The organism is Burkholderia sp. NLJ2, assembly GCF_049487195.1.
Taxonomy (GTDB): Bacteria; Pseudomonadota; Gammaproteobacteria; order Burkholderiales; family Burkholderiaceae; genus Burkholderia; species Burkholderia pyrrocinia.
Genome location: NZ_CP137809.1, coordinates 989,589 through 1,004,826, shown reverse-complemented (window position 1 = coordinate 1,004,826; position 15,238 = coordinate 989,589). Strand labels below are relative to the sequence as shown.

The 15,238-nt window shown below is 60.4% G+C and carries 10 protein-coding genes, 2 tRNA genes and 3 rRNA genes; 9 read left to right on the top strand and 6 right to left on the bottom strand.

All coding sequences use genetic code 11. From position 1 onward, the window contains the following. The first annotated feature begins 630 nt into the window (after nt 1–630). The 5 genes from R9B84_RS21135 (at nt 631) to rrf (ending at nt 5,933) form a co-directional block, all read left to right on the top strand. Nucleotides 631–2,163, top strand: a 16S ribosomal RNA gene (locus R9B84_RS21135). 62 nt (nt 2,164–2,225) lie between these two features. After that, nucleotides 2,226–2,302, top strand: a tRNA-Ile gene (locus tag R9B84_RS21130). A gap of 42 nt (nt 2,303–2,344) precedes the next feature. After that, nucleotides 2,345–2,420 (top strand) — tRNA-Ala (locus tag R9B84_RS21125). 336 nt (nt 2,421–2,756) lie between these two features. Further along, nucleotides 2,757–5,638, top strand: a 23S ribosomal RNA gene (locus R9B84_RS21120). 182 nt (nt 5,639–5,820) lie between these two features. Beyond that, nucleotides 5,821–5,933, top strand: a 5S ribosomal RNA gene (gene rrf, locus R9B84_RS21115). Together the 16S, 23S and 5S rRNA genes with 2 tRNA genes alongside form the textbook arrangement of a ribosomal RNA operon. Nucleotides 5,934–6,208: 275 nt before the next feature. Here rrf and R9B84_RS21110 read toward each other — a convergent pair. From R9B84_RS21110 to R9B84_RS21095, 4 genes are all read right to left on the bottom strand, one after another. Continuing rightward, entirely contained in the window at nt 6,209–6,580 is a 372-nt protein-coding gene (locus R9B84_RS21110; protein ID WP_423761013.1) for a nuclear transport factor 2 family protein, read from the bottom strand. Between the two features lie 14 nt (nt 6,581–6,594). After that, on the bottom strand, nt 6,595–6,912 hold the full coding sequence (locus R9B84_RS21105; RefSeq protein WP_423760291.1) for a hypothetical protein: 318 nt from the start codon (nt 6,910–6,912) through the stop codon (nt 6,595–6,597). Continuing rightward, the gene (locus tag R9B84_RS21100; RefSeq protein ID WP_423760290.1) at nt 6,870–7,124 is read right to left on the bottom strand and encodes a hypothetical protein; all 255 of its coding nucleotides are present in this window, start codon (nt 7,122–7,124) and stop codon (nt 6,870–6,872) included. The genes R9B84_RS21105 and R9B84_RS21100 overlap by 43 nt, the downstream gene beginning before the upstream one ends. Before the next feature lie 100 nt (nt 7,125–7,224). Then, nucleotides 7,225–8,229 carry an AraC family transcriptional regulator gene (locus R9B84_RS21095; protein ID WP_423760289.1) on the bottom strand — a complete coding sequence of 335 codons (1,005 nt, stop codon included), beginning with the start codon at nt 8,227–8,229 and terminating at the stop codon, nt 7,225–7,227. Between the two features lie 144 nt (nt 8,230–8,373). On the opposite strand from R9B84_RS21095, the gene R9B84_RS21090 reads away from it, so the two are divergent. From R9B84_RS21090 to R9B84_RS21080, 3 genes are read left to right on the top strand one after another with little or no spacing between them, the layout of a single operon-like run. Continuing rightward, nucleotides 8,374–10,041 (top strand): acyl-CoA synthetase, encoded by a 1,668-nt coding sequence (locus R9B84_RS21090; RefSeq protein WP_423760288.1) that lies wholly within the window; start codon nt 8,374–8,376, stop codon nt 10,039–10,041. Nucleotides 10,042–10,054: 13 nt separating this feature from the next. Then, a complete protein-coding gene (locus tag R9B84_RS21085) occupies nt 10,055–10,822 on the top strand; it encodes a 3-hydroxyacyl-CoA dehydrogenase (protein ID WP_423760287.1) in 768 nt (255 codons plus the stop codon). A gap of 18 nt (nt 10,823–10,840) precedes the next feature. After that, nucleotides 10,841–12,031 carry an acetyl-CoA C-acetyltransferase gene (locus R9B84_RS21080; protein WP_423760286.1) on the top strand — a complete coding sequence of 397 codons (1,191 nt, stop codon included), beginning with the start codon at nt 10,841–10,843 and terminating at the stop codon, nt 12,029–12,031. 198 nt (nt 12,032–12,229) lie between these two features. Here the strand turns inward: R9B84_RS21080 and R9B84_RS21075 are convergent, their stop codons facing one another. Next, nucleotides 12,230–12,883 (bottom strand): response regulator, encoded by a 654-nt coding sequence (locus tag R9B84_RS21075; protein ID WP_423760285.1) that lies wholly within the window; start codon nt 12,881–12,883, stop codon nt 12,230–12,232. Nucleotides 12,884–13,153: 270 nt separating this feature from the next. Beyond that, on the bottom strand, nt 13,154–14,248 hold the full coding sequence (locus R9B84_RS21070) for an IS5-like element ISButh5 family transposase (protein WP_423759388.1): 1,095 nt from the start codon (nt 14,246–14,248) through the stop codon (nt 13,154–13,156). A 349-nt stretch (nt 14,249–14,597) separates the two neighbouring features. On the opposite strand from R9B84_RS21070, the gene R9B84_RS21065 reads away from it, so the two are divergent. Next, a complete protein-coding gene (locus R9B84_RS21065) occupies nt 14,598–15,227 on the top strand; it encodes a DUF1120 domain-containing protein (protein WP_423760284.1) in 630 nt (209 codons plus the stop codon). The last annotated feature ends 11 nt before the right edge of the window (nt 15,228–15,238 follow it).

The window sequence follows — 15,238 nt, the reverse complement described above, 5'->3', positions numbered from 1 at the left end:
TGATTGACGGACCGCGGAACCCGGAGCGCGCCTGGGAAGGGCATGCCGACCGCCTCGTATATATGTGAGGAAAGAGATGCTTGCTTGGTATCTATGGCGGGCGGTTTGCGTTGCGATGCAGGGCCCGTCGAGCCCCAAGCCTCCATGCGCGCCAGTGCTCGGAGGTTTTCTCAAAATATTTTCACAAAGGGGCTTGCGGAGATGGAGGCGGGTGCATAGAATCACGCCTCTTTCGCGCTAACGGAAACGCGGCGCGGGAGAGGGGAAGCGAAGTCGGTGGTGTGCAGCAGGTTGCCGCGCACGGCTGGCGAAGGAAGAAGAACCCCGCAGTCGCAACGAAGCAGTTAAAAAGTTGTTGACGATCTGCGAAACACGGTTCATAATTTCACTTCTCTGCTGCTGAAAACGCAGCGCTGCTGAGAAACTTCAGGTTTCTTGCAGAAATGCTCTTTAAAAATTAACAGCCGATAAGTGTGGGCGCTTGATGGCAGCGAGCTGATCTTCGGATCAGAAAGCGAAAGTATCAAGAGTCTCACACTAAAGTAAGTCAGGTTTATGAAGCAATTCATATTCCTGTCAGCTTTGAGTGAGCGACCGGTTCTTAACCGAACCGAAAACAGTAACAGGTTTAAACTGAAGAGTTTGATCCTGGCTCAGATTGAACGCTGGCGGCATGCCTTACACATGCAAGTCGAACGGCAGCACGGGTGCTTGCACCTGGTGGCGAGTGGCGAACGGGTGAGTAATACATCGGAACATGTCCTGTAGTGGGGGATAGCCCGGCGAAAGCCGGATTAATACCGCATACGATCTACGGATGAAAGCGGGGGACCTTCGGGCCTCGCGCTATAGGGTTGGCCGATGGCTGATTAGCTAGTTGGTGGGGTAAAGGCCTACCAAGGCGACGATCAGTAGCTGGTCTGAGAGGACGACCAGCCACACTGGGACTGAGACACGGCCCAGACTCCTACGGGAGGCAGCAGTGGGGAATTTTGGACAATGGGCGAAAGCCTGATCCAGCAATGCCGCGTGTGTGAAGAAGGCCTTCGGGTTGTAAAGCACTTTTGTCCGGAAAGAAATCCTTGGTTCTAATACAGCCGGGGGATGACGGTACCGGAAGAATAAGCACCGGCTAACTACGTGCCAGCAGCCGCGGTAATACGTAGGGTGCGAGCGTTAATCGGAATTACTGGGCGTAAAGCGTGCGCAGGCGGTTTGCTAAGACCGATGTGAAATCCCCGGGCTCAACCTGGGAACTGCATTGGTGACTGGCAGGCTAGAGTATGGCAGAGGGGGGTAGAATTCCACGTGTAGCAGTGAAATGCGTAGAGATGTGGAGGAATACCGATGGCGAAGGCAGCCCCCTGGGCCAATACTGACGCTCATGCACGAAAGCGTGGGGAGCAAACAGGATTAGATACCCTGGTAGTCCACGCCCTAAACGATGTCAACTAGTTGTTGGGGATTCATTTCCTTAGTAACGTAGCTAACGCGTGAAGTTGACCGCCTGGGGAGTACGGTCGCAAGATTAAAACTCAAAGGAATTGACGGGGACCCGCACAAGCGGTGGATGATGTGGATTAATTCGATGCAACGCGAAAAACCTTACCTACCCTTGACATGGTCGGAATCCTGCTGAGAGGCGGGAGTGCTCGAAAGAGAACCGATACACAGGTGCTGCATGGCTGTCGTCAGCTCGTGTCGTGAGATGTTGGGTTAAGTCCCGCAACGAGCGCAACCCTTGTCCTTAGTTGCTACGCAAGAGCACTCTAAGGAGACTGCCGGTGACAAACCGGAGGAAGGTGGGGATGACGTCAAGTCCTCATGGCCCTTATGGGTAGGGCTTCACACGTCATACAATGGTCGGAACAGAGGGTTGCCAACCCGCGAGGGGGAGCTAATCCCAGAAAACCGATCGTAGTCCGGATTGCACTCTGCAACTCGAGTGCATGAAGCTGGAATCGCTAGTAATCGCGGATCAGCATGCCGCGGTGAATACGTTCCCGGGTCTTGTACACACCGCCCGTCACACCATGGGAGTGGGTTTTACCAGAAGTGGCTAGTCTAACCGCAAGGAGGACGGTCACCACGGTAGGATTCATGACTGGGGTGAAGTCGTAACAAGGTAGCCGTATCGGAAGGTGCGGCTGGATCACCTCCTTTCCAGAGCTTCTCGCAAAGTTGAGCGCTCACGCTTATCGGCTGTAAATTAAAGACAGACTCAGGGGTCTGTAGCTCAGTCGGTTAGAGCACCGTCTTGATAAGGCGGGGGTCGTTGGTTCGAATCCAACCAGACCCACCAATGTCTTGTCTGATGGTAGGTACCTGAGGAATCTGTACTCATGGGGGCATAGCTCAGCTGGGAGAGCACCTGCTTTGCAAGCAGGGGGTCGTCGGTTCGATCCCGTCTGCCTCCACCAATCACCAACGCTAAGGGCTTGGTTCAGACACTGAACCGAGAATTTTGCATTGGCGATTGAGCCAGTCAGAGTGATACGTAGGTTGTATCGGCTGTCGTTCTTTAACAATCTGGAAGAAGTAAGTAATTTGGATAGCGGAAGCGTCTCGAGATGGACGTGGAAGTTATCCGGGTTGTGATTGTATCGATGTATCTCAAGATGATTCGGGTCTACTCCCTTCGGGAGTGGGGCCAGCGTAAGCGCTAAAGCGCTAACGCCGGACCGACATCAATTGGAATACGGCACAACGCGAAAACTCAACCTGTAACGACTGTCGGAGAGACAGACTCGTTATAGGGTCAAGCGAACAAGTGCATGTGGTGGATGCCTTGGCGATCACAGGCGATGAAGGACGCGGTAGCCTGCGAAAAGCTACGGGGAGCTGGCAAACGAGCTTTGATCCGTAGATGTCCGAATGGGGAAACCCGGCCCTTTTGGGTCATCCTAGACTGAATACATAGGTCTAGTGAAGCGAACGCGGTGAACTGAAACATCTAAGTAACCGCAGGAAAAGAAATCAACCGAGATTCCCAAAGTAGTGGCGAGCGAAATGGGATGAGCCTTGCACTCTTTATTTGTATTGTTAGCCGAACGCTCTGGAAAGTGCGGCCATAGCAGGTGATAGCCCTGTAGGCGAAAACAGTATGAAAGAACTAGGTGTGCGACAAGTAGGGCGGGACACGTGAAATCCTGTCTGAAGATGGGGGGACCATCCTCCAAGGCTAAATACTCGTGATCGACCGATAGTGAACCAGTACCGTGAGGGAAAGGCGAAAAGAACCCCGGGAGGGGAGTGAAATAGATCCTGAAACCGCATGCATACAAACAGTCGGAGCCTCGTAAGGGGTGACGGCGTACCTTTTGTATAATGGGTCAGCGACTTACGTTCAGTAGCAAGCTTAACCGTATAGGGCAGGCGTAGCGAAAGCGAGTCCGAATAGGGCGTTCAGTTGCTGGGCGTAGACCCGAAACCAAGTGATCTATCCATGGCCAGGATGAAGGTGCGGTAACACGTACTGGAGGTCCGAACCCACTAACGTTGAAAAGTTAGGGGATGAGCTGTGGATAGGGGTGAAAGGCTAAACAAACTTGGAAATAGCTGGTTCTCTCCGAAAACTATTTAGGTAGTGCCTCGTGTCTCACCTTCGGGGGTAGAGCACTGTCATGGTTGGGGGGTCCATTGCGGATTACCCCGCCATAGCAAACTCCGAATACCGAAGAGTGCAATCACGGGAGACAGACATCGGGTGCTAACGTCCGGTGTCAAGAGGGAAACAACCCAGACCGCCAGCTAAGGTCCCCAAATATAGCTAAGTGGGAAACGAAGTGGGAAGGCTAAAACAGTCAGGAGGTTGGCTTAGAAGCAGCCACCCTTTAAAGAAAGCGTAATAGCTCACTGATCGAGTCGTCCTGCGCGGAAGATGTAACGGGGCTAAGCTATATACCGAAGCTGCGGATGCGTGCTTTGCACGCATGGTAGGAGAGCGTTCCGTAAGCCTGCGAAGGTGCGTTGAAAAGCGTGCTGGAGGTATCGGAAGTGCGAATGCTGACATGAGTAGCGATAAAGGGGGTGAAAGGCCCCCTCGCCGTAAGCCCAAGGTTTCCTACGCAACGTTCATCGGCGTAGGGTGAGTCGGCCCCTAAGGCGAGGCAGAAATGCGTAGCTGATGGGAAGCAGGTCAATATTCCTGCACCATTGTTAGATGCGATGGGGGGACGGATCGCGGAAGGTTGTCCGGGTGTTGGAAGTCCCGGTCGCTGCATTGGAGAAGGCGCTTAGGCAAATCCGGGCGCGGAATTCAAGGGTGTGGCGCGAGCTCCTTAGGGAGCGAAGCAATTGGAAGTGGTTCCAAGAAAAGCCTCTAAGCTTCAGTCTAACGATGACCGTACCGCAAACCGACACAGGTGGGCGAGATGAGTATTCTAAGGCGCTTGAGAGAACTCGGGAGAAGGAACTCGGCAAATTGGTACCGTAACTTCGGGATAAGGTACGCCCTTGTAGCTTGATGCCCCTGCGGGCAAAGGGTGAAGGGGTTGCAATAAACTGGTGGCTGCGACTGTTTAATAAAAACACAGCACTCTGCAAACACGAAAGTGGACGTATAGGGTGTGACGCCTGCCCGGTGCCGGAAGATTAAATGATGGGGTGCAAGCTCTTGATTGAAGTCCCGGTAAACGGCGGCCGTAACTATAACGGTCCTAAGGTAGCGAAATTCCTTGTCGGGTAAGTTCCGACCTGCACGAATGGCGTAACGATGGCCACACTGTCTCCTCCCGAGACTCAGCGAAGTTGAAGTGTTTGTGATGATGCAATCTACCCGCGGCTAGACGGAAAGACCCCATGAACCTTTACTGTAGCTTTGCATTGGACTTTGAACCGATCTGTGTAGGATAGGTGGGAGGCTATGAAACCGGAACGCTAGTTTCGGTGGAGCCGTCCTTGAAATACCACCCTGGTTTGTTTGAGGTTCTAACCTTGGCCCGTGATCCGGGTCGGGGACAGTGCATGGTAGGCAGTTTGACTGGGGCGGTCTCCTCCCAAAGCGTAACGGAGGAGTACGAAGGTACGCTAGGTACGGTCGGAAATCGTGCTGATAGTGCAATGGCATAAGCGTGCTTAACTGCGAGACCGACAAGTCGAGCAGGTGCGAAAGCAGGTCATAGTGATCCGGTGGTTCTGTATGGAAGGGCCATCGCTCAACGGATAAAAGGTACTCTGGGGATAACAGGCTGATACCGCCCAAGAGTTCATATCGACGGCGGTGTTTGGCACCTCGATGTCGGCTCATCTCATCCTGGGGCTGTAGCCGGTCCCAAGGGTATGGCTGTTCGCCATTTAAAGAGGTACGTGAGCTGGGTTTAAAACGTCGTGAGACAGTTTGGTCCCTATCTGCCGTGGGCGTTGGATATTTGAAGGGGGCTGCTCCTAGTACGAGAGGACCGGAGTGGACGAACCTCTGGTGTACCGGTTGTCACGCCAGTGGCATCGCCGGGTAGCTATGTTCGGAAGAGATAACCGCTGAAAGCATCTAAGCGGGAAACTCGCCTTAAGATGAGATATCCCTGGGGACTAGATCCCCTTGAAGGGTCGTTCGAGACCAGGACGTTGATAGGTCAGGTGTGTAAGCGCAGTAATGCGTTCAGCTAACTGATACTAATTGCCCGTAAGGCTTGATCCTATAACAAGTCTGTCTCGATAGCCGTTAGCGCTTCAGCGCTTTACGGATATCGAGCGTCGAGTGCGAGGCACTCGACGTACGACGGTTGAGCAACCGCGTACGTGTGAGATACAGCTCACAACCCAAAATTACTGCTTCTTCCCGATTGGTCGCGTTGCGAAGCAGCGCGACAACCCTCTTTGCCTGATGACCATAGCGAGTCGGTCCCACCCCTTCCCATCCCGAACAGGACCGTGAAACGACTCTACGCCGATGATAGTGCGGATTCCCGTGTGAAAGTAGGTAATCGTCAGGCTCCCTAAGCCAGGAACCCCCGCCCGAAAGGCGGGGGTTTTTGCATTGGCGCGGACAACATGCAGGTTGGCCGGGCAACGGGCAGCGCGCTCGGAGCCGGGGTGCCGAAGGCATCATCAGGTCGACAGTCGGGCCGATCAAACACCCGGCCACTGATCCGCTGCAACTTCACTCGCAACCGTCGGTCGCTTCGGTTCTCTCGAGCACAACGCCACGGTGCGTCATATCGCATTCTTCCCCCTCACCCATCAGATCAAAAACGCACGCTTTGCGCGGTTACATGACCTGCGACGCATGCCCGGCGACGACGCGCCAGTCCGCACCCGATCGACGCCACAGGCGCGTATAGGCAAACGTGCCGTCGAATGCCGCGCCATCGAAACGGCCGACAAGTGTCGCCTTCGTCGTGGTCAGGATCATCTCGCCAACCGAGCATGCCCGCGTTTCGTGGAAATCGAGTCTGTCGAGGCGCAGAAGCTTCGCGCGATGCGTGGACAGATCGTCTTCCTTCGAGATGACTTGGCCGGTCGGGACGGTGAACACCAGATCGTCGTCCAGCAACGCATCGAGCGCGTCGACATCGTTGGCCAGCATCGCAGCCCGAAGCGCGGTTTCGTAGGGTTCGATGACTGTACGGATTGCATCCATATCGGGACCTCGCATCATCTTTGAAGATTTGTGGTTTCGCTCATCGATTGTGACCTGTTGCAGCACGCAACGTGTTCCGTGACGACGTAGATCCGGTCGCAATACTCGAATCCACCGAACGGCAACGCGTCGATCTGGCCGTTCCAGGGGCGCGAATCTTCTTCGGTGGATTCCTCGGCCAGTTCGAGTTCGTGGTCGATCCAGCCCTGCAGGTCGCGGTAGCCGTTGCTGCCGTTGTAGAACAGTTCGCCCCAACTGATCCCTTCGACAAGACCGTTCATCTCGAGCGTCAGGTCGTAGTCGAGGCTGTCGCCGGCCGTCGTGTGCTCCACAGTTCGAGCAACGACGGCGGGAGCTCGTCGTGACAGCAGGCCTGCACGGCTGCGATCTGGTCGGCCGGCATCGGCGGCTGCGCGTCGAAGATCACGCGATCCGCAAACAGCACGATGCCGTGCGCGCGCAGGTCGGCCAGTTCAGTGTCGGAAAAGACGGTTGCGTGCAGCGGAGCGGGAACGGGTGTGGTTTGTTGGCCGTCTGCCGTCATGCATCGGTCACGGACCGCAGCCGAAGCTTTGCATCGTATCAGCGTCGCGCGACGGGATCTCCGCATCCGCTGCGTATGCCCCGGATCATCGGCGCGCGCTTCAAGATTCCGGATTCGCCGCATGCACGTCGCGCCGAAACGCGCCGGGGCTCGTGCCCGTCCATTTCCGGAACGCGCGATGAAACGCGCTAGGCTCGGTGAAGCCGAGTTCGGCCGCGATCTCCGCGACGCTGAGCGCGTGCCCGCGCAACAGCGATTGGGCCAGTGCGCCGCGCAGCTCGTCCTTGATCGCCGCGAAGCTTTGCCCTTCGCTGCGCAGACGGCGTCGCAGCGTCGCGGGCGTCGTGCCGAGGCGCACAGCCAGCGAATCGAAGTCGGGCCACTCGGCGGCCGGCAGCGCCTTCAGGTGCGCGCGCGTCTTCGCGACCCAACCCGTGTCGTGCCGGTAGCGGACCAGCAGGTTGCCGGGCGCGCCGCGCAGGAAGGTCTTCAGCGCCTGCGCGGAGCGGATCGTCGGCAGCGCGAGGTACGCGGCGTTGAATGCGAGCCGGCTGTCGGGGCGATCGAAATGCACGGGCACGCCGAAGAACTGGTGATAGTCGCTGCGCTGGTCGGGGCTCGGGCACGCGAAATCGATGCGTTGCAGCGGGATGCGCCGGCCGGTCAGCCAGCACGCGACGCCGAGCACGATCAGCCAGAACGTCCGGTACGCGAATGCCGGGTACGGCGCGCCTGACTGCGTCAGCACGATCTGCGCCTGTCCGTCGGCCACGACGAGCTCGCCGTGCGGCTCGTCGAGCACCACGCGCAGAAACTGCAGCGCCCGCCGCAGCGCCTTGTCGAGCGTGCCGGCGTGCAGTACCGCATGGCACAGCAGCGTGAAGCTGCCTTGCCGCATCGGGCGTGCGGCGAGCCCGAAGAATTCGTCGTCGATCGTGCCGGCGATCGCGAGCCACAGGCGGCCGTACTGTTGCGGCGTGACGGGCTCGCGCACGGCGGCCGGCAGGCCGGCGGCGCGCAGCACGGGCTCCGTCGCGATGCGTTGCCGGCGCAGGCACGCGAGCGCGTCGTCGACGAAATCCGGCGAAATCATCTGCGGCCCCATTTTCCTGCGTCCTCCCGACATGGCAAAAGCGATCACGATTCTAGATTCTGTTTGTCATTGATTGCAATGTGCCGGCTGTCTACTATCGATGTATCCCCCGTCGCGCCTAGGCTCGCCGGCGGTCATAACGAACAGGAGACACGCATGCCTGATGGAGCAACCGCCCGGGCGGTGCCGGCCTACGCCGACGCCGTGGCCCGGTTCAGTATCGAGACCGCCGCCGCGCATCTGCATGGCGACCTGGAGCGTGGCCTGAACGCGTGCGTCGAATGCTGCGACCGGCACGCATCAGCGGACGCGATCGCGCTCGACTGGATCGACGCCGGCGGGCAGCACCGCCGCTTCACGTTCGCGCAGATGCAGGCGCTGTCGGCACGCGTGGCGAACCTGCTGGTCGCGCAGGGCGTGCAGCCGGGCGACGTGGTGGCCGGCCTGTTGCCGCGCACGCCCGAGCTCGTCGCGACGATCCTCGGCACGTGGCGCGCGGGCGCTGTCTATCAGCCGCTGTTTACCGCGTTCGGCCCGAAGGCGATCGAGCACCGTCTGCGGATGAGCGACGCGCGCCTGGTCGTGACCAATGTCGCGAATCGCGCCAAGCTCGACGAGATCGCCGGTTGCCCGCCGGTCGCGACGGTGCGCGAGCCGGGCGACGCGCTGCCGGAACGCGACATCGATTTCCGCGTGGCGCTCGACGCCCAGCCCGACACGTTCGAACCGGTGCTGCGCAAGGGCACGGACCTGTTCATGATGATGTCGACGTCGGGCACGACGGGCCTGCCGAAGGGCGTGCCGGTGCCGCTGCGCGCGCTGCTCGCGTTCGGCGCGTACATGCGCGACGCGGTCGACCTGCGCGAAGGCGACCGGTTCTGGAATATCGCCGATCCGGGCTGGGCGTACGGCCTCTATTACGCGATCACGGGCCCGCTGCTGCTCGGCCACGCGACGACGCTCTACGAGGGCGGCTTCACGGTCGACAGCACGTACGACGTGATCGAACGGCTCGGCATCACGAGCCTCGCCGGCTCGCCGACCGCGTACCGGATGCTTATGGCAGCAGGTACGGAAGCGGCGGTGCGCGCGAAGGGCACGCTGCGCGTCGTCAGCAGCGCGGGCGAGCCGCTGAATCCGGAAGTCGTGCGCTGGTTCGACGCGGCGCTCAATGCACCGATCTACGATCACTACGGCCAGACCGAACTCGGGATGGTCGTGAACAATCATCACGGCCTCGCACACGTCGTGCACGCCGGTTCGGCCGGCCTCGCGATGCCCGGCTATCGCGTCGCGGTGCTCGACGAAGCGAGCCGCGAGCTCGGCCCTGGCGAGCCCGGCAACCTCGCGATCGACATCGCGCGCTCGCCGCTGCTGTGGTTCCACGGCTACTGGCAGCAGGACACGCCGGCGATCGCGGGCGGCTACTACCGGACCGGCGACAACGTCGAACTGGAGCCGGACGGCACCGTGAGCTTCATCGGCCGCGCAGACGACGTGATCACGTCGTCCGGCTACCGGATCGGCCCGTTCGACGTGGAAAGCGCGCTGATCGAGCATCCGGCCGTCAGCGAAGCCGCCGTGATCGGCGTGCCCGATCCGGAGCGCACGGAGATCGTGAAGGCGTTCGTCGTACTGTCGAAGGGCTTCGACGGCACGCCGGCGCTGGCCGAGGAGCTGAGCCTGCACGTGAAGCGGCGGCTGTCCGCCCACGCCTATCCTCGCGCGATCGACTTCGTCGACGCGCTGCCGAAAACCCCGAGCGGCAAGATCCAGCGCTTCGTGTTGCGCAAGATGGAAGCCGAGAAGGCCGCTCAACCCTGAATACGGACTGCGAATGAATATCAAGGATCGCGTTTTTCTGATTACGGGCGCCGGTTCGGGCCTTGGCGCCGCAGTGGCGCGCATGGTCGTCGCGGAAGGCGGCAAGGCCGTGCTGCTGGACGTCAATGACGATGCCGGCGCAAGCCTCGCGCACGAGCTCGGCGCGGCCGCGCGCTTCGTGAAGACCGACGTGACGAGCGAAGCCGACGGGCAGGCGGCCGTGGCCGCCGCGCGCGACGCGTTCGGCCGCATCGACGCGCTCGTCAACTGCGCGGGCGTCGCGCCGGGCGAGAAGGTCGTCGGCCGCGACGGTCCGCACTCGCTGGAGCGCTTCGCGCGCGCGGTGTCGATCAATCTCGTCGGCACGTTCAACATGATCCGGCTGGCCGCCGAAGCGATGTCGAAGCAGGATGCCGACGCGGAAGGCGAACGTGGCGTGATCGTCAACACCGCGTCGGTCGCGGCGTTCGACGGGCAGATCGGGCAGGCCGCGTATGCGGCGTCGAAGAGCGGCGTGGCCGGCATGACGCTGCCGATCGCGCGCGAACTCGCGCGGTTCGGCATTCGTGTCGTGACGGTTGCGCCCGGCATCTTCGCGACGCCGATGATGGCCGGCATGCCACAGGACGTGCAGGACGCGCTCGGCAAGAGCGTGCCGTTCCCGCCGCGGCTCGGCCGCCCGGAAGAATTTGCGGCGCTGGTGCGCCACATCGCCGAGAACACGATGCTGAACGGCGAAGTCATCCGTCTCGATGGCGCGTTGCGCATGGCACCGCGCTGACACTGGAGGAAGCGAATCATGACGACTCAGGATCCGATCGTAATCGTTGGCACGGCGCGCACGCCGATGGGTGGTTTTCAGGGCGACCTGGCGGCGGCCAGCGCGAGCGAGTTGGGCGCGGTAGCGATTCGCGCGGCGCTCGAGCGCGCGAACGTGCCGGCGGAGCGCATCGATGAAATCGTGTTCGGCTGCGTGCTGCCGGCCGGGCAGGGCCAGGCGCCGGCGCGGCAGGCCGCGCTGAAGGCCGGGCTGCCGCTTTCGGCAGGCGCGACCACGGTCAACAAGATGTGCGGCTCCGGGATGAAGGCCGCGATGTTCGCGCACGACCTGCTGCTGGCAGGTTCGGCGGGCGTGGCCGTCGCCGGCGGGATGGAAAGCATGACGAATGCGCCGTACCTGCTGCCGAAAGCGCGCGCGGGGATGCGGATGGGCCACGGCCAGGTGCTCGATCACATGTTCCTCGACGGGCTCGAGGACGCGTATGAAAAGGGTCGCCTGATGGGCACGTTCGCGGAGGATTGCGCGCAGACCTACCAGTTCACGCGCGAGGCACAGGATGCGTTTGCGATCGCGTCGCTGACGCGCGCGCAACGCGCGATCGCTGAAGGGCATTTCGTGTCGGAGATCGCACCGGTGACCGTGAAGGCCGGCAAGACCGAAACCGTCGTGTCGATCGACGAGCAGCCGGGCAAGGCGAAGCTCGACAAGATCCCGACGCTGAAGCCGGCATTCCGCGACGGCGGCACGGTGACGGCCGCGAACGCGTCGTCGATCTCGGACGGTGCTGCGGCGCTCGTGATGATGCGCCGCTCGGAAGCGGAACGCCTGGGCCTCACGCCGAAAGCTGTGATCGTCGGACATTCGACTTACGCGGACAAGCCGGGCCTGTTCGCGACCGCGCCGATCGGCGCGCTGCGCAAGCTGTCGGAGAAAACCGGCTGGAACCTGCGCGATGTCGATCTGTTCGAGATCAACGAAGCGTTCGCGGTGGTGCCGATGGCTGCGATGCGCGATCTCGACCTGCCGCACGAGAAGGTCAACGTGCACGGCGGCGCGTGCGCGCTCGGGCATCCGATCGGCGCATCGGGTGCGCGCGTGATGGTGACGCTGCTGGCCGCGCTCGAAACGTATGGCCTGAAACGCGGCATCGCATCGCTGTGCATCGGCGGCGGCGAGGCGACGGCCATCGCGATCGAGCGTATTGTGTAACGCGAAGTACGCACGCTGCGACGCGGGCGACGGGTATCGCGCAGACAACCTCTGCGCATTACCCGTCGCCCGTTTTTCATGCGGCGGATCGCCAGGTACATCAGCGCATGCGCGTCGATCGGCGCGAGCAGCCCGTGTGCAAATCAGCCTTCGATCACCTTCACGCGCGTGTCGGCCAATCGACCGGCACGAAAGCGGCTATGACATCGCTATGCCATTGCGCTGCGCGACCTTCACAAGCTCGACCATATTCGGGGCATTGAGTTTGCTCATAAGACGTACCTTATAGGTACTCACTGTCTTGTGACTGAGCATCAACGTACGCCCGATTTCCTGGTTATTCATTCCCTTGACCAACAGACCGAGGATCGTCATTTCGCGATCGGTGAGCCCATCGAGCTCTGCGGCAGGGCTTTTGCCGTCGTACGTCGAAACCTCGTGCAAGTTTTCGCGAAGCATATCGGTGACTATTCGCGGGAAGTACGAATAGCCGGCAAGCACGGCCTTTACGGCTTCGGATACTTCATTCAGCCCGCCGTCCTTGCAGACAAATCCGGACGCGCCGGCTTGCAGACAACGCATCGCATAGTTGCGCGTGTCGCCGGAGGTGAGCACCAGGATGCTGGAGGCGAGCTTGGCGCCGCGCAGGCGCTCCATGACCGAGAACCCGTCCAGATCGGGAATGACCAGATCCAGGATCACCAGATCGGGCTTAAGCGTGCGAACGGCCTGAACGCCGTCCACCCCCGTTTGGCATTCTGCGACGACTTCATAGCCGTCACGCTCCAAAACCGCTCGCACGGCCATTCGAATCAGCGGATGGTCATCCACGACCACGATACGAGGATTCACGGTCCCCTCTACTCCCAATCGATCTCATTTGGCCGAACGTGCCATCCATAGCCTTGCAGCCCCGTTGGTTTTCGGTTGATGCCATTGCCGAATCGGCACCAGTTCTCCCCTAGCAGGCTGTTGAAAAGCGCCTCGTTTTGACGACCGGGGTGCTATTTAGAAAGGTTTCGTATGCGATTGGCCGCTGAGTTGCAGACGTATCGTGCCGGATGCCCCGCTGGCGAGCGGGCCAGCTGGTGCGTTGCCACGCAATGGCCGCGCTCGGGCGGCTCATCGCATCGCTCCCTGCGGCACCGCTGCCAGTATTCGGGCCATTCGAGTCAGGTTACTCGCCAGCATCGTCAGCTTGAAGTGCTGGTCGACTCGTTTGATGCCGCGATACGCGGTCTGTCGAATCCTGCCGACGGTCTTGCCCCAACCGAAGTGCTCCTCGATGCGTTTGCGAATCACTTGGCTGATGCCATAACCGACGTGCCGCGAGGTGCGGCCGTCAATCGCGCTGCCACCTTGATGCGCGTCGTTGCGCGCAACGTGTGGCGTCACTTTGCGCGCTCGGCAATCCCGGACAAAGTCACGCATGTCGTAACCCTTATCGGCCCCGAGCGTCTTGGCGTGACGACCCGGTACGCAATCGAGCAGGCGCAACGCACTCGCTCGTTCGCCGAAACCGTCAGCGTGGCTGACCACTGCGCCGACCACCAAGCCCGATCGGTTCTCCATCAGGATGTGCCCCTGGTAACACAGGATGGACGGCGTGCCTTTGCTCTTCCTAAACAGCCGCGCGTCCGAATCGGTACTCGATTCATGCGTGTCGTTGCTGCGCCGCTTGCCCTTCCAGTCGGTGTCGACATTGCGGCCACCGCCGGCCGGCGGATCGTCCGAGCCATCCTTGGGCCGGAAGCTCTTGTGGCTGGCCCACGCCTGAATCAGCGTGCCATCGACCGAAAAGTGTTCTCTGGACAGCAGCCCTTGCTTGTCGGCCAGGCTCATGACTTCGGTAAAGAACGCTTCGACCACTTCATGCTCGAGCAGACGATCGCGGTTCTTCGAGAACACCGAGTGATCCCAGACGGCATCTTCGATCGCGAGGCCGACGAACCAGCGGAACAGCAGGTTGTAGCGCATCTGTTCCATCAGCATGCGCTCGCTGCGCACCGAGTAAAACACTTGCAACAGCAGCGCACGCAGCAGTTTCTCGGGCGCAATCGATGCTCGGCCGCTGTCCGCGTAGATCGTGCTGAACAGCCCATTGAGTCGCTTCAGCGCTTGATTGACCAGCAGCCGAAGCGGCCGCAACGGGTGATCGGCCGGCACGAAGTCTTCCAGCTTCACCGTCGTGAACAGCGGTTCTTGCATCTCGTCCATTCCGCGCATCGCTCTCGTCTGCCCAAGTTCATGAACACGATATCTCTAACGCACCGCCCTCAGGGCCCGTTTACACCGTATTCAATTTCAACAGCCTGCTAGGCGCTATGCGGGGCACCGAGCGGTCGTTCGGGCGACTTTGCCGCTAACGATACTTGAATGCGGATTGAGGGCGAATGCGCTGAGTGGCCGGTCAGATAGTTCTCGGCGAAAAACAGAATCTTCCGAATAGCCTGAACGGGCACAGGGTCGGCAAACTTGTCGACGTGGTGGCGCAATGGGCTTTCTGGTAGCAGCACGCTTGGTGCACGCCATCATTTTTCGGTTCATTTGTTATTGGAGCAAGGCGATGAAGAAGAAACTAGCAGGACTGGGGCTGGTTGTTGGTGCATTGGTTGTTGCCGGTCAGGCGCAGGCACAAACTGCGGAAATCAAGGTCACTGGCAAGATCGTGCCCGACGCGTGCCAATTCACGATTGGCAACGGCGGCGTCTATGATTTCGGCACCATCGCGTCGGACAAACTCAGCCAGGATGCCACGACGACACTCGACGCCAAGACGCAGAACGTGGCTATCTCATGCAACGCGGCCGCCAAGGTCGCGTTGAACGTGCGGGACAATCGCTCGGGTGCGGCCGTCGGCGGCAAGGGCGACGACTATGAGTTCGGCCTGAGCAAGGAGAAGGCAGGTTATTACACGCTGGCACTGAGTAAAGCTGTCGGCGACAGCAACGCGCTGGACGTCCTGGCGGCGCCCGCTGGCTCCGACGCGTGGGCGCTCGACGGCACAGGATTAATGGCGAACGGCTCGGCGCGTAAATCGTTCTCGGAATCGGGCAGCACGGCGCCCGGGGCATACAAGACCATCTCGGCCGATCTGACCGTCACCCCGACGATCAACAAGCTGTCGGAGCTGGATCTTTCCAATGGCGGTGTCGAGCTGGACGGTTCCGCGACCGTCGAACTGACCTATCTGTAAAAAAGGCGATC